Below are 19,716 nucleotides of genomic sequence, written 5' to 3' on the forward strand. Positions count from 1 at the left end.
CACAGATGTGTGCCGGGAAGCCTCCAGAATCTTCTGGTCAGCGCCCGACCAGCCGCCATACGCTCTAATTAAGGTCACCCAGATGGACATGCAATCCCGAATTCGCCAGCTTTTTCAGGCCAGCATCGATACCAAGCAACAGGCGATGGAAGTCCTTGCACCCCACATCGAGCAAGCCAGCCAGGTCATGGTCAATGCCCTGCTCAACGAAGGCAAAATGCTTTCTTGTGGCAATGGCGGCTCGGCGGGTGACGCTCAGCACTTCTCGTCCGAACTGCTCAATCGATTCGAGCGCGAGCGCCCGAGCCTTCCGGCGATTGCATTGACCACCGATACCTCGACGATCACCTCGATTGCCAATGATTACAGCTACAACGAGATTTTCTCCAAACAGATCCGCGCACTCGGCCAGCCGGGCGATGTATTGCTGGCAATTTCCACCAGCGGCAACTCGGCGAACATAATTCAAGCCATCCAGGCCGCACATGATCGCGAAATGATTGTCGTAGCATTGACGGGACGCGATGGCGGCGACATGGCCTCGCTGCTCTTGCCGGAGGACGTGGAAATCCGCGTACCGGCAAAAGTCACCGCGCGAATTCAGGAAGTCCACCTGCTGGCGATCCATTGCTTATGCGATCTGATCGACAGCCAACTGTTCGGGAGTGAAGAATGACCCTTAATCGCCTCAGCCTGCTGGCTCTGACCCTGTGCCTTGGCCTCAGCGGATGCAGCTCGGTAATCAACGCCAGCCGCGAAAAGCCCATCGAAGATGATCGTGGCACTCGTACCTTCGGCAGCAAGATCGATGACTCGTTGATCGAAACCAAAGTCGCGGTCAACGTCGCCAAGGCCAGCCCTGACCTGGACCAGAACTCGCACATCGTGGTGTCCAGCTTCAACGGCATCGTGTTGCTGGCTGGCCAGACGCCGCGCGCCGACCTCAAGCAGATGGCCGAACAAGCCGCTGCCGCCGTGCAGAAGGTCAAGAAGGTCAATAACGAAATCCAGGTAATGGGCCCCTCCTCATTGCTGGCGCGCAACAACGATGCCTGGCTGACCACCAAGATCAAAAGCCAGATGCTGACTGACAGCGCCATTCCTGCCACACGAATCAAGGTGATTACCGAGAACGGCATCGTCTACCTGCTCGGCCTGTTGACCCAGCAGGAAGCCACACAGGCGACCAATCTGGTTCAGGGCGTGTCCGGCGTGCAGAAGATCGTGAAGTTGTTTGAGTACATCGACTGATACACACCGCTCCCACAGGACATTCACCATGAAAAAGGCGATCCCGAAGGATCGCCTTTTTTATTTCACCACTTTCAGGCTCGGCCGACCGCTGGGGCGCGGCGGCTCGGTTTCCGGTGGCGGACTGTCATCATCCTGCTCGATCTCGTCATCATCCTCGAAGGGAGGCTCCAGATCGAAAACCATACCTTGGCCGTTCTCCCGAGCGTAAATGCCCAGAATCGCCGCCACAGGGACGTACAGGGTGTGCGGCACGCCGCCGAAGCGACCTTCAAAACTGACTGCTTCGTTATCCATGTGCAAGTGACGCACGGCGGACGGTGAAACGTTCAGGACAATCTGCCCATCGTTGGCAAAGCCCTGAGGGACCTGAACCGATGGGTATTCCGCATTGACCAGCATATGCGGGGTGCAATCGTTATCGACGATCCACTCATAAAGAGCACGAATCAGATAAGGGCGACTGGAGTTCATCAACGGCTCCTTAAGCCTTAGCGCATGTCACGCTCAACACCAGACAGACTCGCCTGAAATGCCTCGCGCGCAAACTGGCGCTCCATATAATCAAGCAACGGCTTGGCAGGCCGCGGCAACTCGATACCCAGGACGGGTAAACGCCAGAGTATTGGCAATAGACAGCAATCAACCAGACTTTGCTCGTCACTCAGGAAAAAAGCTTTTTCCGCGAACAACGGCGAAACCCCGGTCAGGCTCTCGCGCAGCTCTTTACGCGCCTGAACACGGGCGGCTTCTTTGCTGCGCGGCTCCAGAATCAGATCCACCAGTGCGCACCAGTCACGCTGGATCCGATGGATCAGCAACCGACTGTTGGCACGCGCCACCGGGTAAACCGGCAACAGGGGTGGATGCGGATAACGCTCATCCAGATATTCCATTACCACCGTCGACTCGTACAACGCCAGGTCACGATCAACCAGGGTTGGCACGCTGCCGTACGGATTCACCTCGATCAGCTTCGGCGGATGACGACCCGCAACAACATCAATGATCTCGGCGCTGACACCTTTCTCGGCGAGCACTATGCGCACGCGATGGGAATAGTGGTCGGCGGGGTCGGAGTAACAGGCCAACCGGTTGGTCACGCCCATGGCGGTCCTCCTCGCTTGTTGAATTTATCGAATACAAAAAAAACGAACGCGCCCTGAGGCGCCTCCGATAACGACCGCTTTTGAAGCTGGTGGTCGTCGCGGGCGACAAGATAGCTCATTTACGCAAAGTAAATTCTGCAATCTTTGCCGCCGCTACTATACCCGCCCCGCGTTCACTACCTAAAAGAGACGCCCGAGGGCGCGTATCGTCAACAGTCAGTGCAGCAATTATCAGTGATGAATGTCTTTCCAGTACTCGCGTTTGAGCAGGTAGGCGAACACAAAGAAAAACGCCAGATAGAGCAGCACGTAGGTACCGATACGTTGATGCTGCAACTTCACCGGGTTAGCCGAATAAGCGAGGAAGGTCACGAGATTCTTGATCTTCTCGTCGAACTGCTCTTCGTTCAGGCTGCCGGTTTTCGGCACGATGGTCAGTTGATCGCACGCTTCGTGAGTCAGTGGCGAACCGGTCAGCGGGTCGTATTGTTTCTTCCCGTCTTCCACCACCTGCACTTGCTTGCAGCCTACAACCTGACGCCCCTGCAGACCCACCAGCACGTTCGGCATGCCGACGTTCGGGAAGACCTTGTTGTTCACGCCCCATGGACGCGCCGGATCTTCATAGAACGAACGCAGGTAGCCGTAGAGCCAGTCCGTGCCACGAACCCGGGCAACCAGCGTCAGATCCGGCGGCGCAGCACCGAACCAGGCCTTGGCATCGTTGGACTGCATGCCAATACTCATGTGATCGCCGATCTTGGCACCAGTGAGCACCAGCTTCTCCAGCATCAGCTCATGAGGAATGCCCAGGTCATCCGCAACGCGCTCATAGCGCTGGAACTTGGCGCTGTGGCAGCCCATGCAATAGTTGGCGAAGGTCCGCGCACCGTCCTGCATGGCAGCTTTATCAGACACGTCGATATCGACGCTTTCCAGTTCCGCGCCGTGTTCGGCAGCAAACGAAAGCACTGGCAGAGCAGCAAGAATCAATACAGCAAATAGCTTTTTCATCAGCCAGTCACCCTTTCTGGAACCGGTTTGGTCTTCTCGAGCCGGGTATAAAACGGCATCAGAATGAAGTAGGCGAAGTACAGGAAGGTACACACCTGCGACAGCAACGTACGAGCCGGGGTCGGCGCCAGAACGCCCAACACACCCAGAATCACGAAGGACACACAGAACACCAGCAACCAGATCTTGCTCAGCCAGCCTTTGTAGCGCATCGACTTGACGGGGCTGCGGTCAAGCCAGGGCAGCACAAACAGCACCGCAATCGCCGCACCCATGGCGATTACACCCATGAGCTTGTCGGGAATAGCCCGCAAGATTGCGTAGAATGGCGTGAAGTACCAGACCGGGGCAATATGCTCAGGCGTCTTGAATGCGTTCGCCACCTCGAAGTTCGGTTTTTCGAGGAAGTACCCACCCATTTCGGGGAAGAAGAACACAATCGAGCAGAAGACAAAGAGGAACACCACCACGCCGACAATATCCTTGACGGTGTAGTAAGGGTGGAAAGGAATGCCATCCAGCGGCACGCCGTTTTCATCCTTGTGCTTCTTGATATCGACCCCATCCGGGTTGTTCGAGCCAACCTCGTGCAGCGCCAGGATGTGCAGAACCACCAGACCCAGCACCACGATCGGCAAGGCGACCACATGCAGGGCGAAGAAGCGGTTCAGGGTGATGCCGGAAATCAGGTAATCACCGCGGATCCACTGCGTCAGGTCGTCGCCGATCACCGGAATGGCGCCAAACAGCGAAATGATCACCTGGGCACCCCAGTAAGACATCTGCCCCCACGGCAGCAGATACCCCATGAACGCTTCAGCCATCAACGCCAGATAGATCAACATGCCGAAGATCCACACCAGCTCGCGAGGCTTCTGGTAGGAACCGTAGAGCAGACCACGGAACATGTGCAGATAGACCACGATAAAGAACGCCGAGGCGCCGGTCGAGTGCAGCAGGCGCAGAATCGAGCCGTACTCGACATCGCGCATGATGTATTCGACGGAAGCAAACGCCTCTTCAGCCGACGGCGTGTAACTCATGGTCAGCCATACGCCGGTCACGATCTGATTGACCAGGACCAGCAGCGCCAGGGAGCCGAAGAAGTAGAAGAAGTTGAAGTTTTTTGGAGCGTAATATTTGCTGAGATGGTCTTCCCACATTTTTGTGGCAGGGAAGCGGGCATCTACCCAATCCATGAACTTGCTCATCACGCTTTCTCCTGATCAACGCCAATGACAATAATATTGTCCGACTCATAGGAATGCGGCGGCACTGGCAGATTCAAAGGTGCGGGTTGCGATTTGTAGACGCGGCCTGCCAGGTCATAGTGCGAACCATGGCAAGGACAGAAATAACCACCGACCCAATCCTTGCCCAGGTCGGCAGGGGCTACTTCGGGACGGAAAGTCGGGGAGCATCCAAGGTGTGTACAGATACCGATCAGCAGCAGGATTTCCGGCTTGATTGATCGCACAACAGGATCGACGTAAGTGGGTTGGACCGAACTCTTGGATTCGGGGTCGGACAACTGCCCTGTAATTTTGCCAAGATTTCCAAGAATCTCCTGGGTGCGACGGACGATGAAAACAGGTTGACCGCGCCATTCAGCAATCATCTGCTGTCCTGCTTCGATCTTGCTGATATTCACCTTGACCGGTGCACCCGCGGCTTTCGCCTTGGCACTGGGAAACCATGACCCCACGAACGGGACCGCAGCCCCCACCGCTCCTGCTGCGCCAACCACAGATGTGGCCGCCACGAGGAAGCGACGCCGGCCTGCATTCACGCCGTCATTGCTCATTCCGTCCTCTCCCATCAGCTTTGTGGCCTGTTAAATCAGGCGTCTACTTAAATAAAATTTAGCTGTTATAAATTTTGCCGAATGGTAATGAAAAACCCTTCATTACACAAGGGAATTGCGTTTGGACAAAAAGCCGCAGCCCTTGTATTTCGCGGCTTTCACGGATGAGTCACGTTGTCACACCTAATAGCCACCTACATAATAGCCGCCCATAAAAAAACGCCCAGCTCCGTGAGGAGACTGGGCGTTCTTTTTGAACGAAGTGCGAATTAACGCTTCGAGTACTGCGGACGCTTACGCGCTTTACGCAGACCGACTTTCTTACGTTCAACTTCGCGAGCATCGCGAGTAACGAAGCCAGCTTTGCGCAGAGCGCCACGCAGGGTTTCGTCATACTGCATCAGAGCGCGGGTGATACCGTGGCGGATTGCGCCAGCTTGACCACTCACACCACCGCCAATGACGGTGACGTAGATGTCGAACTTGTCGCCAGTCTCAGTCAATTCCAGCGGCTGACGAACTACCATGCGGGCAGTTTCACGGCCGAAGAAATTTTCCAGCGAACGGTTGTTGATGGAGATATTGCCAGTACCCGGACGCAGGAAAACGCGTGCGGTTGCGGTCTTGCGACGGCCAGTGCCGTAATTTTGAGTCGCCGACATAATCAACTATTCCGTTAAAACTTCAGTTCTTGGGGCTGCTGAGCAGTATGAGGGTGTGCAGTGCCCGCATAGACTTTCAGCTTACGATACATGTCGCGACCCAGCGGGTTCTTAGGCAGCATGCCTTTGACCGCGGTCTCGATCACGCGCTCAGGAGCTTTGGCGATCAGCTTTTCAAAGTTGATCGACTTGATCCCGCCCGGAAAACCGGAGTGTGAGTAGTAGATCTTGTCGGTGGTTTTAGCACCGGTAACGCGGATTTGCTCAGCGTTGATAACGACGATGTAATCGCCAGTGTCAACGTGCGGAGTGTATTCCGGTTTGTGCTTGCCACGCAGACGGCTGGCGATTTCAGTAGCCAGACGACCGAGGGTCTGGCCAGCAGCGTCGACGACGAACCAGTCGCGCTTAACTGTTTCCGGTTTAGCAGTATAAGTTTTCATTAATTAGCCTCAGGGGCCGCCCTGATAAATTGAGACGGCGGATCTTACTGAATAGTGCGTACTTTGACAAGGTCAAAGGCAGCCGAAAACAGCCGTTATCGAGGGCTCGGGTCGACACGTTCGGTTTTCGGCAAGATTTCTCAGGCAAATGGCGCATCACTTCCACTGCAAAGAGCCGCGGAATTATGCCGATTGCGAAAAAAATTTCAACCTGCTTTTATGTTTCCCTTACCAAAGGAGACGCAAATGGATTATCGCCAACTTGGCAGAACCGATCTCAACGTCAGTGCGATCTGCCTCGGCACCATGACCTGGGGCGAGCAAAACAGTGAAGCTGAAGCCTTTGCCCAGATCGAACGTGCCAAAACGGCGGGGATCAATTTCCTCGATACCGCCGAGATGTACCCCGTCCCGCCAAAACCGGAAACCTACGCCAGCACCGAGCGCATCATCGGCAACTGGTTCAAGAAGCAGGGCGACCGCGCCGACTGGATCCTGGCCAGCAAGATCGCCGGCCCCGGCAATGCTATCGAGCACATTCGTGGCGGCAACCTGAAACACAACCGCGAACACATCGTTGCCGCCCTCGACGCCAGCCTGGCTCGCTTGCAGACCGATTACCTGGATCTGTACCAGCTGCACTGGCCGGAACGCAGCACCAATTTCTTCGGCAAACTGGGTTACACCCACACCGATGAAAACTTCACGCCGCTGGAAGAAACCCTCGAAGCGCTGGACGAACAGGTCAAGGCCGGCAAGATTCGCCATATCGGCCTGTCGAACGAAACGCCGTGGGGCACCATGAAGTTTCTGCAACTGGCGGAAAGCCGCGGCTGGCCTCGTGCGGTGTCGATCCAGAACCCATACAACCTGCTCAACCGCAGCTTCGAAGTCGGCCTGGCGGAAGTCGCCATCCGCGAACAGTGCGGCCTGCTGGCTTATTCGCCGCTGGCGTTCGGCATGCTGTCAGGCAAATACGAAGGTGGCGCGCGTCCGGCCAAGGCGCGCCTGAGCCTCTACAGCCGCTTCACGCGCTATTTCAACCCGCAGTCCGAGGCAGCGTGCAGTCGTTACGTGGCTTTGGCCCGTGAGCACGGCCTGGAACCGGCGCAGATGGCGCTGGCATTCGTGACCCGCCAGCCTTTCGTGACCAGCAACATCATCGGCGCCACCACGCTTGAGCAACTGGACAGCAATATCGCCAGTTTCGAGCTGCAACTGTCCGAAGAAGTACTGGCCGGCATCGAGGCGATCCATAAGGACCATTCGAATCCTGCGCCTTGAGTGACAGCCAGTTAATCTCGTGGGACCGGCTTTAGCCGGGAATAGCTCGGCACATTTGATGCATTTGTATCGCTTGGCATGCCGTTTTCCCGGCTAAAGCCGGTCCCACCAAAGCCGGTCCCACAAAGGTGCTAGCCCAGGCAAGAACACCTACAAACTGCGCGCCACAATCTCTTTCATGATCTCGTTGGTGCCCGCATAGATCCGCTGCACCCTTGCATCAGCCCACGCCCTGGCGATCGGGTATTCCCACATGAAACCGTAGCCGCCATGCAGCTGCACGCATTCGTCGAGTACTTTGCATTGCAGGTCGGTGGTCCAGTATTTCGCCATCGCCGCCGTTGGCACATCCAGCTTCCCTTGCAGATGCAATTCCAGACAACGGTCGACAAATACCCGGCCGATCTGCACCTCGGTAGCAATTTCCGCCAGCTTGAAGCGAGTGTTCTGGAAATCGGCAATTGCCTTACCGAAGGCCTTGCGCTCACGGGTGTATTCCAGCGTCCATTGCAGCGCGGCTTCGGCTGACGCCAACGCGCTAACCGCCACGGTCAGACGCTCCTGAGGCAATTCCTGCATCAGATAGGCAAAGCCCATCCCGGCCTGACCCAGCAGATTTTCCCTGGGCACGCGAACATCCTGAAAGAACAATTCCGACGTGTCCTGGGCCTTCATGCCGACTTTCTCAAGGCGCTTGCCCCTGGCAAAACCCGGCGTGTCGGCTTCCACCAAAAACAGGCTGGTGCCCTTCGCGCCAGCCTTGGGGTCGGTCTTGGCGACAACGATGACCAGATCCGCCAGATAGCCGTTGGTGATGAAAGTTTTCGAGCCGTTGATCACGTATTCATCGCCGTCCAGCACAGCGGTGGTTTTCACGCCTTGCAGGTCGGAGCCCGCGCCGGGCTCAGTCATGGCGATGGCCGTGACCATTTCGCCCGATACCAGTTTCGGCAGGTATTTCAGCTTCAGCGCTTCGCTGCCGTAATGCAGGATGTAAGGCGCGACAATGTCCGAATGCAGGGAAAATCCGATGCCGGTCAAACCCAGGCGCCCGATCTCTTCGATCACCACGGCGCTGTACAGAAAATCCGCGGCCATGCCGCCGTACTCTTCAGGCAGATGCGAGCACAGCATCCCCTGCTCGCCCGCCTTGCTCCAGAGCTGGCGGTCGATGTGGCCCTGTTTTTCCCATTGAGCATGAAAAGGCACCGCCTCCTGCTCAAGAAACTTGCGCACGCTGTCGCGAAAAAGTTCGTGCTCTGAGCTGAACAGGGTTCTGGGAATCATGCGGCACCTGAAGGATGAGAAAGCCGTGATTGGCTTGCAGAGCCTATGCTGTTGACGTGCGTGAGGACACTGGACACATCCGACAAAAAATAAGACGATCCAGCCGCTGCTTGACCACTTTCCCATATAAGAACAACAGAATATGTCGACCCAATCTTCCGCGCCGCTGCGACGCGTCAGCATCCTGGCCATTGACGGGGTGTTCGCCTCGACCCTGATGCAGGCCAAGGATTTTTTCCATCTCGCCAGCCTGCGCTACAGCAAACAGCTGGGTCTGGGCCGGACCCCCGCGTTCGAAACCCGCCTGGTCAGCCCGGATGGCAAGTCCGTGCGCAGCTTCAGCGACGTCATCCTTCCGGTAGACGGCGATCTTGCCCAAAGCGATGTGATCGTGATCCCGGCGTTCTGGGATGATTTTGATGCGTTGCGTGAGCGTTATCCGCAAATCCTTCCCTGGTTGCGTGAGCAACACGCCAATGGCGCGGTCTTGTGTGGCGAAGCCAGTGGCGTGTTCTGGCTGGCCGAGTCGGGTTTACTGGATGGCAAGGAGGCGACCACTTACTGGCGCTTCTTCGAACAATTCAGTCAGCGCTTTCCCAATGTCTTGCTCAATCAGGAGAAACACCTGACAGACGCCGACAACCTGTATTGCGCAGGCGGGACGACATCGGCGTGTGATCTTTATATTTACCTGATCGAGCGCTTCTGCGGCGCCAACGTCGCCCAGGCGGTGGCCCGGGACATTCTGTATGAAGTGCAGCGCAACTATTCGCCGGGACGCATGGGATTTGGCGGTCAGAAACTACATCAGGACGTGATGATCCTGCAGATTCAGCATTGGCTGGAAGAGCACTTCGCCGACAAGTTTCGCTTTGAGGATGTCGCCCGGGAACACGGCATGAGCATTCGCAACTTCATGCGCCGTTTCCAGAGCGCTACTGGCGACAAGCCGCTGCATTACCTGCAGCGCCTGCGCATCGAAACCGCCAAGGGCCTGCTCTCCGGGACTCGCAAGAGCATCAAGACCATCAGTTATGAGGTGGGCTACGACGATGCGAGCTTCTTTGCGCGACTGTTTCGCCAACACACTGAATTGTCACCGAATCAGTATCGGCAGCAGTTTCAGCAGGCAGCCTGAAAGCTGCCTGGCTACAAGCCTCAAGCCTCAAGCGGCAAGAAGATATGCGCGCACCTCTCTTGCAGCTTATAGCTTGAAGCTTGCAACTCCCGTCAGGGCTTATGCGCCCGCGACAGGAATTCGTGGGATTGCATTTCCAGCAGGCGACTCAGGGTCCGCTGGAACTCGAAGTTCAGGCGTCCGCCGGTGTACAGGTCCTTGAGTTCCACTTCAGCCGAGATGATCAGCTTGACGTTGCGGTCGTAGAACTCGTCGACCATGTTGATGAAGCGGCGAGCGATGTCGTCGGTGGTGACGTTCATCTGCTCGACACCGCTGATCAGCACGGCGTGGAAAATCTTGCCGAGTTCGATGTAATCGTTCTGGCTGCGCGGCCCGTCGCACAGCTCGCGGAAATCAAACCAGGCCACGTCGTCACAGGTACGAACGGCGCGGATTTCGCGGTTCTCGATCATCAGCACATCATTTTCGATGGCTTTGGTGCATTCCGGCGTCAGGGCGCGGAAGCTTTTGCGCAGACTTTCTTCAGCGGCTGGATCAAGCGGGAAGTGGAACAGCTCGGCTTGCTCAAGATGCCGCAACCGATAATCCACGCCGCTGTCGACGTTGACGATTTCGGTGTTCTGCTTGATAAGGGCAATCGCCGGCAGGAAACGCGCACGTTGCAGGCCGTCTTTATAAAGACCGTCCGGCACGATGTTCGAGGTGGCGACCAGGGTGACGCCATTCTTGAACAGCTCTTCCATCAGCGTGCCAAGAATCATGGCATCGGTGATATCCGAGACGAAAAACTCATCGAAACAGATGACTCGCGCTTCGTCGGAAAACCGCTTGGCGATGATCGTCAGCGGATTCCGTTCGCCCTTGAGGGTGCGCATCTCTTCGTGCACGCGCTTCATGAAGCGGTGGAAGTGCGTGCGGACCTTGTCCTCGAACGGCAAGGCTTCGAAGAAGGTGTCGACCAGATAGGTCTTGCCCCGCCCGACGCCGCCCCAGAAGTACAAACCCTTGACCGGTGCCTGTTCTTTCTTGCCGAACAGCTTGCCGAACATGCCCGGCTTGCTGGTGTGCGCGGCGACCAGGTCGTCGTACAAACGCTGCAAGTGGCGCACGGCAGTTTCCTGCGCGGCGTCATGGAAAAAGTCGGGGCGCTTCAGATCTGCTTGATATCGTTCTAGGGGGGTCATATTCGTTAGCAAGGCAACAAAAACGGGCCGTCACTGTAGCGACGGCCCGGCAGAATGGCAATCAGTCCTGTTGCGGCGCCAGAGCCGTTTTCAGGCTTTCGATGGCTGCATCCCGGCCCGTGGCGTCGGCAAATGCCGGGCTATCGGCCACACATTGGCCATCAAGCCACAGCGTGAAGCTATCGCCTTCAGCGCGAATATCGAGTGCGCCGCCCTGCTGCAACTGTTTGCTGGCAGCACCTGCAGCCTTGCCGTCGGCAAAGTTGCGCGACAACAACAGCTGTTCGCCATCGGCAGCGAGCAGGCGGAAGCGGAAGCTGCCGTCGTCTTCACGGAAGCTGACGAAGCGTGCGCCCTTGGCGGCTTTTTTCTTCCCGGCGGTCGCTACCTGGACGTTGCTGCGGAACGAGCGCAGGCCGACGGCTTCGCGCAGTTCGCCGAGGAACGGCGTCGCGACGCTGCGGGCTTTCGCAGCACCGGCGAGCAGAATGTCTTCCAGATCGGCCGGACGTTCAATCAGGCGATGGTAGTTTTCGCGCGCTTCGCCCAGCTGACTGTCCAGCAGGGTGAACAAGCGATTCTTCGCCTCGCCCCAGCCCAGCCCCTGCAACAACTCGGAACGGAACTCAGCGTTCTGCTCAGGCGTTGCGAACGCCTGATAGAGGGTGAACAGGTGCGAGTTGTCCGGGTCCTTGGCTTCGCCCGGCGCGCGGGAGTCGGTGACGATGCGCGAAATCGCTTCTTTCATCTCTTTGGCGCTGCTGAACAACGGAATCGTGTTGTCGTAGCTTTTCGACATTTTGCGCCCGTCCAGACCCGGTAGCGTGGCAACGCTTTCCTCGATCAGGGCTTCAGGCATGACGAAGAACTCCTTGCCCTGGCCGAACAGGTGATTGAAGCGCTGGCCGATGTCACGGGCCATTTCCACGTGCTGGATCTGGTCGCGGCCGACCGGCACCTTGTGGGCGTTGAACATCAGAATGTCCGCTGCCATCAGCACCGGGTAGCTGTACAAGCCCATGGTGATGCCGGCGTCCGGGTCTTCGCCGGTCTCGACGTTCTTGTCCACCGACGCCTTGTAAGCGTGAGCGCGGTTGAGCAGGCCCTTGGCCGCGACGCAGGTCAGCAGCCAGGTCAGCTCGGGGATTTCCGGGATATCGGACTGGCGATAAAAGGTCACACGATCCACGTCAAGGCCGGCAGCCAGCCAGGTCGCGGCGATTTCCAGACGCGAGCGCTGGATGCGCAGCGGGTCATCGCATTTGATCAGGGCGTGGTAATCGGCCAGAAAGTAGAAAGAATCGGCGCCGCTCTCGCGGCTGGCAACGATGGCCGGGCGAATCGCGCCCGCGTAGTTGCCCAGGTGAGGTGTGCCGGTGGTGGTGATACCGGTCAGGATACGAGTGGTCATGGCGGGTCGCTTATCGGGCTGTCATCAATTCGAAAGGCGCGGCATGACCAGATCCTTGAGATCGGTCAGCTTGCCGTGAAAAAAGTGTCCGCATTCTGCCACTTTCAGCAGCTCATGTGGACGCGTCAGCGCTGCGGACCAGTCATACACCACTTGCGGATCGATGACTTCGTCGGTTTCCGGCTGGATCAGGGTCAGCGGGCAGTTCTGCGGGAGTTGATCCCGTTCGCCAAGACGCATCACCGCAGGCGCGATCATGAACAGATGTTTCAGCTGTTCGCCACCGACCTCAAGACGCCCTCCCAGAGTTGCCGCGACGTAGCCGCCGAAGGAAAACCCGAACAAAGTGATTGGCAGGTCAGGCTGTTGCTCGCGCAACCAGCGGGCCACGGCAACGGCATCTTCGACTTCGCCCGCATTGGCCTCGGACGTACCGGCACTGGCACCGACGCCGCGATAATTGAAGCGCAGGGTACTCAAACCCGCGTCGCGAGCCGTGCGCTGCAGGGTCGAGACGACTTTATTGAGCATGGTGCCGCCCTGTATCGGGTTAGGATGGCAAATCAGCGCCAGGCCTTTGGCATCCGCCAGATCCAGGTAAAGGGCTTCGAGCTGGCCCACGGGGCCATCAATCAAAACAGGGGTTTCGCGCATGAGCAAAAATGAACTCCGTGACCTCGAATTGGGTCGACTCGTCTAGCTGATTGTCTGCCGGTTACGTATCCGTGAGCGTGTCGCGGTATACAGAGCAGGTTCGAGCCGTTAACGTAAAGCAAAGCCGTTTATAGAGGAAGGACTCGTGGAACACTCGCTCTTAGTTTGGTTGTTGCCGACTCTTGCGCTGGTCGCCGGTGTGGCTATCGGTTTCCTGGTCGCACGTCTGCTGCCCAATACCGCCCCCAATGGAACCCAGCGCCAGCTGGACGACGTTCAGGAGCGTTTCGACAATTATCAGAACGAGGTGGTCACTCACTTCAACAGTACGGCTAATCTGGTGCAAAAGCTGTCCCAGAGCTATCAGGAAGTTCAGGAACACCTCGCCGAGGGCGCCAATCGTCTGGCCCTCGATGAACAGACCCGTCAGCGCCTGCTCGCTGCCCTGCACCCGGAAGCCAATACGATCCAGCGTGATCGTCTGACGCCGCCACGTACCGCAGCAGAGCCGCCGAAGGACTACGCTCCGAAAATGCCGAACTCCCCAGGCATGCTGGATGAGCACTACGGCTTGAAAAAGTAATTCGCGACACGCCGCCCACAAAAAACCCCGCCATTGGAATGAATGGCGGGGTTTTTTGTGTGTGGTGTGGTGTGGTGTGGGAGCGAGCTTGCTCGCGAAGAGGCCGGTCCATCTGCCACACGTTTCGAATCTGAAGAAGCTTCGCGAGCAAGCTCGCTCCCACGGGGTTAATTAAGGCAATCAACAAAAAAACCCGCCATCACTGGCGGGTTTTGTTGTTGCGGCCAAGAGGCTTAGATCGCGCCGCGACTGCGCAGCAGCTCCAGCACTTGCTTGACGCTGTCTTCAAGGTTCAGCGCCTGCGTGTCGAGGACCAGATCGGCGTTGAGCGGCACGTCGTACGGGAAGGACTCGCCTGGAATGTTGTCGCCATCGGCGGCATACAGCCCTTGTGGGTCACGTTCGCGGCAGACGGCTGGCGAAGCCTGGACGTAAACGGTCAGCAGACGATCAGCACCGATCAGCGACCTGGCTTGCTCGCGACCTTCGGCATCCGGCGCGACGAACGCCGCCAGCGTCAGCAGGCCCGCCTCGTTGAACTGACGCGCCACGTGAGCGGCACGACGCCAGTTCTCGGTACGCCCGGCACGATCCTGCGGCAGCCCCTTGTTCAGGTCGTGACGCAGGTTCTGGCCGTCAAGTACATACACCGCGCGCCCCATGTCGAACAGCTTGCGCTCGACCGCATAGGCCAGGGTGCTTTTGCCAGCGCCCGACAGGCCGCTGAACAACACGGTGGCCGGTTGCTGGCCGAAGCGCTGGGCACGCTCTTCGGTCGCTACATGGGCGAGCTTGCCATGATGATTGGCGCTGCTGCTGCCCACCGCTTTGGCGATGATCATGCCCGCCGCGACGGTGCCATTGGTCAAGCGATCAATGACAATGAACGAACCGGTGGTGCGGTTGCTGTCGTAACCGTCCAGCGCGATAGGCGAATCAAGGCTGACCTTGACGCGACCAATCTCGTTCAGCTGCAACGAACTGGCTGCACCTTCTGCCAAGGTGTTCACATCCACGCGATGCACGATGCTGGTGATCGAACCCGGCACGTAACTGGTCGCGCGCTTGATGTCGTATTTCTTGCCCGGCAGCATCGGTTCTTCGGCCATCCACACCAACATGGCGTCGAACGCGTCGGAAACCTGCGGCACGTTGTCGGCATGCACCAACAGGTCGCCACGGGAAATGTCGATCTCGTCTTCCATGGTCAGGGTTACCGCCTGACCAGGACCTGCGTGCTCCAGCTCGCCTTCAAAAGTGACGATGGATTTCACGCGGCTGCTCTTGCCCGACGGCAGCACGACGACTTCATCGCCCTTATGCACGATGCCACTGGCCAGAGTGCCGGCAAAACCACGGAAGTTCAGGTTCGGACGATTGACGTACTGCACCGGGAAACGCAGGTCGGTGTAATTGCGGTCGTTGGCGATCTCGACGGTTTCGAGGATTTCCATCAGCGACTGGCCGGTGTACCAGGGCGAACGCTCGCTCTTGTTCACCACGTTATCGCCCTTGAGCGCCGACATCGGCACGAAGGCCATGGTCGTCGGTTTGAAGGCAATGCCGTCGGCGAACTTCAGGTAATCAGCCTTGATCGACTCGAAAACGCTTTCGTCGAAGCCGTTGAGGTCCATCTTGTTGATCGCCACGACGATGTGCTTGATGCCCAGCAGCGAGGCAATGAAGCTGTGCCGCCGCGTCTGGGTCTGCACGCCGTAACGGGCGTCCACCAGAATGATTGCCAGGTCGCACGTTGAAGCGCCGGTGGCCATGTTGCGGGTGTACTGCTCATGGCCCGGGGTATCGGCAATGATGAACTTGCGCTTGGCGGTAGAGAAATAGCGGTAAGCCACATCGATGGTGATGCCCTGCTCGCGCTCGGCCTGCAGGCCGTCGACCAGCAGCGCCAGATCCACGTCATCGCCGGTGGTGCCGGATTTCTTCGAATCGCGGGTGATGGCTTCCAGGTGATCTTCGTAGATCATCTTGGAGTCGTGTAGCAAGCGGCCGATCAGCGTGCTCTTGCCGTCATCGACGTTGCCACAGGTAAGAAAGCGCAGCATTTCCTTGCGTTCGTGCTGGCCCAGATAGGCGAGGACGTCCTCGCTGATCAAATCAGATTGATGACTCATTGCATTCGAGCTCCGAGCTGTAAGCTTCAAGCGGCAAGCTTGTCAGCGTACAGCTAGTCAGAAATTTTGTTGATCAGCCCGCACAGCATTTTTGAAATGCTCGCGGGTCTCGATAATCCAGGCTGCTGCAAGTGGCTCAGCGATATATCCAATTTCACTGCCGATCATAAGCTGAGTTCTCAGCTCGCCGCAGGACGCCTTCGCAATCCACAAAAAGCGACGTTTTTCCTTGGCAGTGAAACGCTCCATGCCTTCCGCAATATTGCTCGGTACCGACAGCCCAGAGCGCGTAATTTGACTCCGGAAAGCCAGATCGGGACAGGAAGCCATCTCCTTGTACAGATCGACCGCCAAAGCCTTGGCCCTTTGCCAAACCAAGAGTTTCTCGAAATCCATTTCGATCGCCTGCTTTTTGATTCACTTGCAGCTTGCCGCTTAAAGCTTTCAGCTGCTTTCTAGAAATAACCCTGACGTTTCTTTTCTTCCATCGAGCCTGCGCCATCGTGATCGATGACCCGGCCCTGGCGTTCGGAAGTTCGCGTCAGGAGCATTTCCTGAATGATGTCGGTGAGGCTGGTGGCCTCGGACTCGACTGCGCCCGTCAACGGGTAGTCGCCAAGTGTGCGGAACCGGACTTTCTTCTTGACGATGCGTGCCTTGTCCTCATCGCTGAGGTGATTGAGCAGGCGCTCGTCGTCGATCATGATCCAGGTGCCGTTCATCTCGATAACGTCGCGCTCGGCGGCGAAATACAGCGGCACAATCGGGATGCCTTCGAGGTAGATGTACTGCCAGATATCCAGCTCGGTCCAGTTGGACAGCGGGAATACGCGGATCGACTCGCCTTTGTTGACGTTGCCGTTGTACACATTCCACAGCTCGGGACGCTGGTTTTTCGGGTCCCAGCGATGCTTGCTGTCGCGGAACGAGTACACGCGCTCTTTGGCTCGGGATTTTTCTTCATCACGACGCGCGCCACCAAACGCGGCATCGAAGCCGTATTTGTCCAGGGCCTGCTTGAGACCTTCGGTCTTCATGATGTCAGTGTGCTTGGAGCTGCCGTGGGTCAGCGGGTTGATACCCTGCGCGACGCCATCGGGATTGACGTGAACGATCAGGTCCAGGCCCAGTTCCTCGACCATGCGGTCGCGGAAACGATACATTTCCTGGAATTTCCAGCGGGTATCCACGTGCATTACCGGAAACGGCAACTTGCCCGGGAAAAACGCCTTGCGCGCCAGGTGGAGCATGACGGCAGAGTCTTTACCGACGGAGTACAGCATCACCGGGTTATCAAACTCGGCGGCGACCTCGCGGATGATGTGGATGCTTTCCGCCTCCAGCTGTTTCAGATGCGTCAGTTTATCGACCATGGTTACTCACGGATTGCGTTCGTTATTGACCGGGCAAAGACCCGGGACGGCCAGCGGGCCGTGTTCGAGGCGGCACTCTAGCACAGCGCCTGCTTCTATTCAGGAGCCGGGATAGATCGAAACGATCTATGGATATACCGCCTCGTTTGGGTGATCAGATCGGATTGGGACAGTCGATGAACAGATGCTCCAGCGCAAAGCGCCGGGCCAGATAATCGCCCAACGCCTGAACCCCGTAGCGCTCGGTCGCGTGATGCCCGGCGGCGATAAAGCTGATGTTGTTCTCCTGGGCGCTGTGAAAGGTCTGCTCCGAGGCTTCGCCGCTGAGGAACAGATCGACCCCGGCCAGCACCGCCTGATCGATATAACCCTGCCCGCCGCCGGTGCACCAGCCGACGCGCCGGATCATCTCGCTGCCTTCGATCAGCAAAGGCTCGCGGCCCAAAGCTTCCTGGACACGCCGGGCAAAATCCCGAGGCATCATCGGCTCGGCCAGGGAACCGACCAAACCGATAACCTTCGCGTTTTCCGGATCGAGTGGCCCTTCGACAGTGATGTCCAACTGCCGCGCCAACTGCACGTTATTGCCGACGTCCGGATGCAGATCCAGGGGCAAGTGATACGCCAGCAGACTTATGTCGTGCTTGAGCAAGGTTTTCAGGCGGCGCTGCTTCATGCCGGTCACGCAGGGGTTTTCGCCCTTCCAGAAATAACCGTGGTGGACCAGGATCAGATCGGCCTGGGCTTCTACCGCTGCATCCAGCAACGCCTGACTGGCGGTGACGCCGCTGACGATACGCATGACTTGCGGGCGGCCCTCGACTTGCAGGCCATTGGGGCAGTAGTCCTGGATGCGGGCGCTGTTCAGATAGCGATCGGCTTCTTCTACTAGGGTGCTCAGCGCAACAGCCATGAAAGACTCCTGAATATTCGGTTCAGAGCGGATAGTGTCCTGACTCGGGAAAACGTACACTTTCGTACAGCTTATTTCCGAGACAGGACAGCAACTGCTCGTATAATGCCGCCCATTATGGCGCAGATGGGCGACCAGCCGCAGCGTCGAACAACTTTCAGGACTGCTCAATGTTCAAAGCACTGCGGTTTTTCGGCTGGCCGTTGCTGGCCGGTGTGCTCATCGCTCTACTGATTATTCAGCGCTACCCGCAATTGGTCGGCTTGCCCAGCCTCGATGTGAATCTGCAACAGGCCCCACAGACCACCAAAGTCCAGCAAGGACCGGTGTCCTATGCCGACGCCGTCAGCATCGCTGCGCCGGCGGTCGTCAATCTCTACACGACCAAGATGGTTAACAAGACCAGTCATCCGCTCTTCGAAGACCCGCAATTCCGGCGCTTTTTCGGCGACAACCTGCCCAAGCAGAAACGCATGGAATCCAGCCTTGGCTCGGGCGTGATGATGAGTCCGGAAGGCTACATTCTGACCAACAACCACGTGACGACCGGCGCGGACCAGATCGTCGTGGCGCTCAAGGACGGTCGGGAAACCATCGCCCGGGTGATCGGCAGCGACCCCGAGACCGACCTTGCAGTGCTCAAGATTGATCTGAAGAACGTGCCGGCAATCACCATTGGCCGCTCGGACAGCATCCGCATCGGCGATGTCGCGCTGGCTATCGGCAACCCGTTCGGCGTCGGCCAGACCGTGACCATGGGCATTATCAGCGCCACGGGCCGCAATCAGCTTGGCCTGAACACTTACGAAGACTTCATCCAGACCGATGCCGCCATCAATCCGGGCAACTCCGGCGGCGCACTGGTCGACGCCAATGGCAACCTCACCGGCATCAATACCGCGATCTTTTCCAAGTCCGGCGGTTCACAGGGCATTGGCTTCGCCATTCCGACCAAGCTGGCGATGGACGTGATGAAGTCGATCATCGAGCACGGTCAGGTCATTCGCGGCTGGCTGGGCATTGAAGTGCAACCCTTGACCCAGGAACTGGCAGAGTCGTTCGGTTTAAAGGATCGTCCAGGCATCGTGGTCGCGGGTATTTTCCGCGACGGACCAGCGCAGAAAGCCGGTTTGCAACTGGGTGATGTAATCCTGAGCATCAATGGCGAGCCCGCCGGCGACGGACGACGCTCGATGAATCAGGTGGCCCGCACCAAGCCCAGCGACAAGATCGACATCCAGGTCATGCGTAACGGCAAGGAAATGAAGCTCAGCGCCGAAGTCGGCATGCGCCCGCCACCGGCGGTGACGCCGGTTGAGCAGGAGTAATTCTGCGGACAATCGTTTATCACATGAATATGCAAAATCTGTGGGACCGGCTTTAGCCGGGAAGGCGTCAGTTATAACGACACCGATGCAGCGAATGCATCGGCCTCTTCCCGGCTAAAGCCGGTCCCACAAAGCGAAACTGC

At 57.7% G+C, this 19,716-nt stretch carries 20 protein-coding genes and 1 pseudogene; 6 read left to right on the forward strand and 15 right to left on the reverse strand.

Features of this window, described 5'->3' with window-relative positions:
- Nucleotides 1–82: 82 nt before the first annotated feature.
- Nucleotides 83–676 carry a phosphoheptose isomerase gene (locus ACP7E4_RS11965; protein WP_426113733.1) on the forward strand — a complete coding sequence of 198 codons (594 nt, stop codon included), beginning with the start codon at nucleotides 83–85 and terminating at the stop codon, nucleotides 674–676.
- A complete protein-coding gene (locus ACP7E4_RS11970) occupies nucleotides 673–1,251 on the forward strand; it encodes a BON domain-containing protein (protein ID WP_426113731.1) in 579 nt (192 codons plus the stop codon). Before ACP7E4_RS11965 ends, ACP7E4_RS11970 begins: the two co-directional genes overlap by 4 nt.
- Nucleotides 1,252–1,311: 60 nt before the next feature.
- Here ACP7E4_RS11970 and ACP7E4_RS11975 read toward each other — a convergent pair whose 3' ends face one another.
- The 7 genes from ACP7E4_RS11975 to rplM all read right to left on the reverse strand — a co-directional run bounded on the left by ACP7E4_RS11975 (nucleotide 1,312) and on the right by rplM (nucleotide 6,283).
- Nucleotides 1,312–1,725, reverse strand: coding sequence for a ClpXP protease specificity-enhancing factor (locus tag ACP7E4_RS11975; protein ID WP_065832916.1), 414 nt, complete (start codon nucleotides 1,723–1,725; stop codon nucleotides 1,312–1,314).
- 17 nt (nucleotides 1,726–1,742) lie between these two features.
- The gene (locus tag ACP7E4_RS11980; RefSeq protein WP_426113729.1) at nucleotides 1,743–2,360 is read right to left on the reverse strand and encodes a glutathione S-transferase N-terminal domain-containing protein; all 618 of its coding nucleotides are present in this window, start codon (nucleotides 2,358–2,360) and stop codon (nucleotides 1,743–1,745) included.
- 231 nt (nucleotides 2,361–2,591) lie between these two features.
- Nucleotides 2,592–3,374 (reverse strand): cytochrome c1, encoded by a 783-nt coding sequence (locus ACP7E4_RS11985; RefSeq protein ID WP_426113727.1) that lies wholly within the window; start codon nucleotides 3,372–3,374, stop codon nucleotides 2,592–2,594.
- Nucleotides 3,374–4,585 (reverse strand): cytochrome b, encoded by a 1,212-nt coding sequence (locus ACP7E4_RS11990; RefSeq protein ID WP_426113725.1) that lies wholly within the window; start codon nucleotides 4,583–4,585, stop codon nucleotides 3,374–3,376. Before ACP7E4_RS11990 ends, ACP7E4_RS11985 begins: the two co-directional genes overlap by 1 nt.
- Complete coding sequence (gene petA / locus ACP7E4_RS11995; RefSeq protein ID WP_020292947.1) at nucleotides 4,585–5,178, reverse strand: ubiquinol-cytochrome c reductase iron-sulfur subunit; 594 nt, start codon at nucleotides 5,176–5,178, stop codon at nucleotides 4,585–4,587. The genes ACP7E4_RS11990 and petA overlap by 1 nt, the downstream gene beginning before the upstream one ends.
- A 269-nt stretch (nucleotides 5,179–5,447) precedes the next feature.
- Nucleotides 5,448–5,840 (reverse strand): 30S ribosomal protein S9, encoded by a 393-nt coding sequence (gene rpsI / locus ACP7E4_RS12000; protein ID WP_426113723.1) that lies wholly within the window; start codon nucleotides 5,838–5,840, stop codon nucleotides 5,448–5,450.
- Nucleotides 5,841–5,854: 14 nt separating this feature from the next.
- The gene (rplM, locus tag ACP7E4_RS12005; protein ID WP_020292945.1) at nucleotides 5,855–6,283 is read right to left on the reverse strand and encodes a 50S ribosomal protein L13; all 429 of its coding nucleotides are present in this window, start codon (nucleotides 6,281–6,283) and stop codon (nucleotides 5,855–5,857) included.
- A gap of 246 nt (nucleotides 6,284–6,529) precedes the next feature.
- Here rplM and ACP7E4_RS12010 point away from each other — a divergent pair, with 246 nt between their 5' ends.
- A complete protein-coding gene (locus ACP7E4_RS12010) occupies nucleotides 6,530–7,567 on the forward strand; it encodes an NADP(H)-dependent aldo-keto reductase (protein ID WP_426113720.1) in 1,038 nt (345 codons plus the stop codon).
- A gap of 150 nt (nucleotides 7,568–7,717) precedes the next feature.
- Here the strand turns inward: ACP7E4_RS12010 and ACP7E4_RS12015 are convergent, their stop codons facing one another.
- Entirely contained in the window at nucleotides 7,718–8,854 is a 1,137-nt protein-coding gene (locus ACP7E4_RS12015; protein WP_426113718.1) for an acyl-CoA dehydrogenase family protein, read from the reverse strand.
- Between the two features lie 217 nt (nucleotides 8,855–9,071).
- On the opposite strand from ACP7E4_RS12015, the gene ACP7E4_RS12020 reads away from it, so the two are divergent.
- Nucleotides 9,072–9,992, forward strand: a complete 921-nt coding sequence (locus ACP7E4_RS12020) for a GlxA family transcriptional regulator (RefSeq protein WP_426113945.1) — start codon at nucleotides 9,072–9,074, stop codon at nucleotides 9,990–9,992.
- A gap of 92 nt (nucleotides 9,993–10,084) precedes the next feature.
- Here the strand turns inward: ACP7E4_RS12020 and zapE are convergent, their stop codons facing one another.
- The 3 genes from zapE to ACP7E4_RS12035 all read right to left on the reverse strand — a co-directional run bounded on the left by zapE (nucleotide 10,085) and on the right by ACP7E4_RS12035 (nucleotide 13,244).
- Entirely contained in the window at nucleotides 10,085–11,179 is a 1,095-nt protein-coding gene (gene zapE / locus ACP7E4_RS12025) for a cell division protein ZapE (protein WP_426113716.1), read from the reverse strand.
- A 61-nt stretch (nucleotides 11,180–11,240) separates the two neighbouring features.
- Nucleotides 11,241–12,590 carry a tryptophan--tRNA ligase gene (locus ACP7E4_RS12030; RefSeq protein ID WP_426113714.1) on the reverse strand — a complete coding sequence of 450 codons (1,350 nt, stop codon included), beginning with the start codon at nucleotides 12,588–12,590 and terminating at the stop codon, nucleotides 11,241–11,243.
- 24 nt (nucleotides 12,591–12,614) lie between these two features.
- Entirely contained in the window at nucleotides 12,615–13,244 is a 630-nt protein-coding gene (locus ACP7E4_RS12035) for an alpha/beta hydrolase (protein ID WP_426113712.1), read from the reverse strand.
- Nucleotides 13,245–13,389: 145 nt separating this feature from the next.
- Between ACP7E4_RS12035 and ACP7E4_RS12040 the strand changes: the two genes are divergently transcribed.
- Nucleotides 13,390–13,827, forward strand: coding sequence for a YhcB family protein (locus tag ACP7E4_RS12040; RefSeq protein WP_426113710.1), 438 nt, complete (start codon nucleotides 13,390–13,392; stop codon nucleotides 13,825–13,827).
- Nucleotides 13,828–14,060: 233 nt separating this feature from the next.
- On the opposite strand, the gene cysN is transcribed toward ACP7E4_RS12040, so the two are convergent.
- The 4 genes and pseudogenes from cysN to ACP7E4_RS12060 form a co-directional block, all read right to left on the reverse strand.
- Nucleotides 14,061–15,959 (reverse strand): sulfate adenylyltransferase subunit CysN, encoded by a 1,899-nt coding sequence (gene cysN / locus ACP7E4_RS12045; protein ID WP_426113708.1) that lies wholly within the window; start codon nucleotides 15,957–15,959, stop codon nucleotides 14,061–14,063.
- 53 nt (nucleotides 15,960–16,012) lie between these two features.
- A pseudogene (locus ACP7E4_RS12050) lies at nucleotides 16,013–16,355 on the reverse strand (four helix bundle protein).
- Nucleotides 16,356–16,414: 59 nt separating this feature from the next.
- Nucleotides 16,415–17,332 (reverse strand): sulfate adenylyltransferase subunit CysD, encoded by a 918-nt coding sequence (gene cysD, locus ACP7E4_RS12055; protein ID WP_426113706.1) that lies wholly within the window; start codon nucleotides 17,330–17,332, stop codon nucleotides 16,415–16,417.
- Nucleotides 17,333–17,486: 154 nt separating this feature from the next.
- Complete coding sequence (locus ACP7E4_RS12060) at nucleotides 17,487–18,245, reverse strand: Nif3-like dinuclear metal center hexameric protein (RefSeq protein WP_426113703.1); 759 nt, start codon at nucleotides 18,243–18,245, stop codon at nucleotides 17,487–17,489.
- 170 nt (nucleotides 18,246–18,415) lie between these two features.
- On the opposite strand from ACP7E4_RS12060, the gene algW reads away from it, so the two are divergent.
- On the forward strand, nucleotides 18,416–19,573 hold the full coding sequence (algW, locus tag ACP7E4_RS12065) for a Do family serine endopeptidase AlgW (RefSeq protein WP_426113701.1): 1,158 nt from the start codon (nucleotides 18,416–18,418) through the stop codon (nucleotides 19,571–19,573).
- Nucleotides 19,574–19,716: the final 143 nt, after the last annotated feature.

This window comes from Pseudomonas sp. DSP3-2-3 (assembly GCF_049898225.1).
GTDB lineage: Bacteria > Pseudomonadota > Gammaproteobacteria > Pseudomonadales > Pseudomonadaceae > Aquipseudomonas.

Excerpts from the sequence above, each read along its gene's own strand:
- cysN (WP_426113708.1), bottom strand. The coding sequence starts at position 15,959 with ATGAGTCATCAATCTGATTTGATCAGCGAGGACGTCCTCGCCTATCTG.
- ACP7E4_RS12035 (WP_426113712.1), bottom strand. The coding sequence starts at position 13,244 with ATGCGCGAAACCCCTGTTTTGATTGATGGCCCCGTGGGCCAGCTCGAA.
- ACP7E4_RS12015 (WP_426113718.1), bottom strand. The coding sequence starts at position 8,854 with ATGATTCCCAGAACCCTGTTCAGCTCAGAGCACGAACTTTTTCGCGAC.
- rplM (WP_020292945.1), bottom strand. The coding sequence starts at position 6,283 with ATGAAAACTTATACTGCTAAACCGGAAACAGTTAAGCGCGACTGGTTC.
- ACP7E4_RS11975 (WP_065832916.1), bottom strand. The coding sequence starts at position 1,725 with ATGAACTCCAGTCGCCCTTATCTGATTCGTGCTCTTTATGAGTGGATC.
- petA (WP_020292947.1), bottom strand. The coding sequence starts at position 5,178 with ATGAGCAATGACGGCGTGAATGCAGGCCGGCGTCGCTTCCTCGTGGCG.
- ACP7E4_RS11985 (WP_426113727.1), bottom strand. The coding sequence starts at position 3,374 with ATGAAAAAGCTATTTGCTGTATTGATTCTTGCTGCTCTGCCAGTGCTT.
- ACP7E4_RS11980 (WP_426113729.1), bottom strand. The coding sequence starts at position 2,360 with ATGGGCGTGACCAACCGGTTGGCCTGTTACTCCGACCCCGCCGACCAC.
- ACP7E4_RS12010 (WP_426113720.1), top strand. The coding sequence starts at position 6,530 with ATGGATTATCGCCAACTTGGCAGAACCGATCTCAACGTCAGTGCGATC.
- ACP7E4_RS11970 (WP_426113731.1), top strand. The coding sequence starts at position 673 with ATGACCCTTAATCGCCTCAGCCTGCTGGCTCTGACCCTGTGCCTTGGC.
- cysD (WP_426113706.1), bottom strand. The coding sequence starts at position 17,332 with ATGGTCGATAAACTGACGCATCTGAAACAGCTGGAGGCGGAAAGCATC.
- zapE (WP_426113716.1), bottom strand. The coding sequence starts at position 11,179 with ATGACCCCCCTAGAACGATATCAAGCAGATCTGAAGCGCCCCGACTTT.
- ACP7E4_RS11965 (WP_426113733.1), top strand. The coding sequence starts at position 83 with ATGGACATGCAATCCCGAATTCGCCAGCTTTTTCAGGCCAGCATCGAT.
- ACP7E4_RS12020 (WP_426113945.1), top strand. The coding sequence starts at position 9,072 with ATGCAGGCCAAGGATTTTTTCCATCTCGCCAGCCTGCGCTACAGCAAA.
- rpsI (WP_426113723.1), bottom strand. The coding sequence starts at position 5,840 with ATGTCGGCGACTCAAAATTACGGCACTGGCCGTCGCAAGACCGCAACC.
- ACP7E4_RS12030 (WP_426113714.1), bottom strand. The coding sequence starts at position 12,590 with ATGACCACTCGTATCCTGACCGGTATCACCACCACCGGCACACCTCAC.
- algW (WP_426113701.1), top strand. The coding sequence starts at position 18,416 with ATGTTCAAAGCACTGCGGTTTTTCGGCTGGCCGTTGCTGGCCGGTGTG.
- ACP7E4_RS11990 (WP_426113725.1), bottom strand. The coding sequence starts at position 4,585 with ATGAGCAAGTTCATGGATTGGGTAGATGCCCGCTTCCCTGCCACAAAA.
- ACP7E4_RS12060 (WP_426113703.1), bottom strand. The coding sequence starts at position 18,245 with ATGGCTGTTGCGCTGAGCACCCTAGTAGAAGAAGCCGATCGCTATCTG.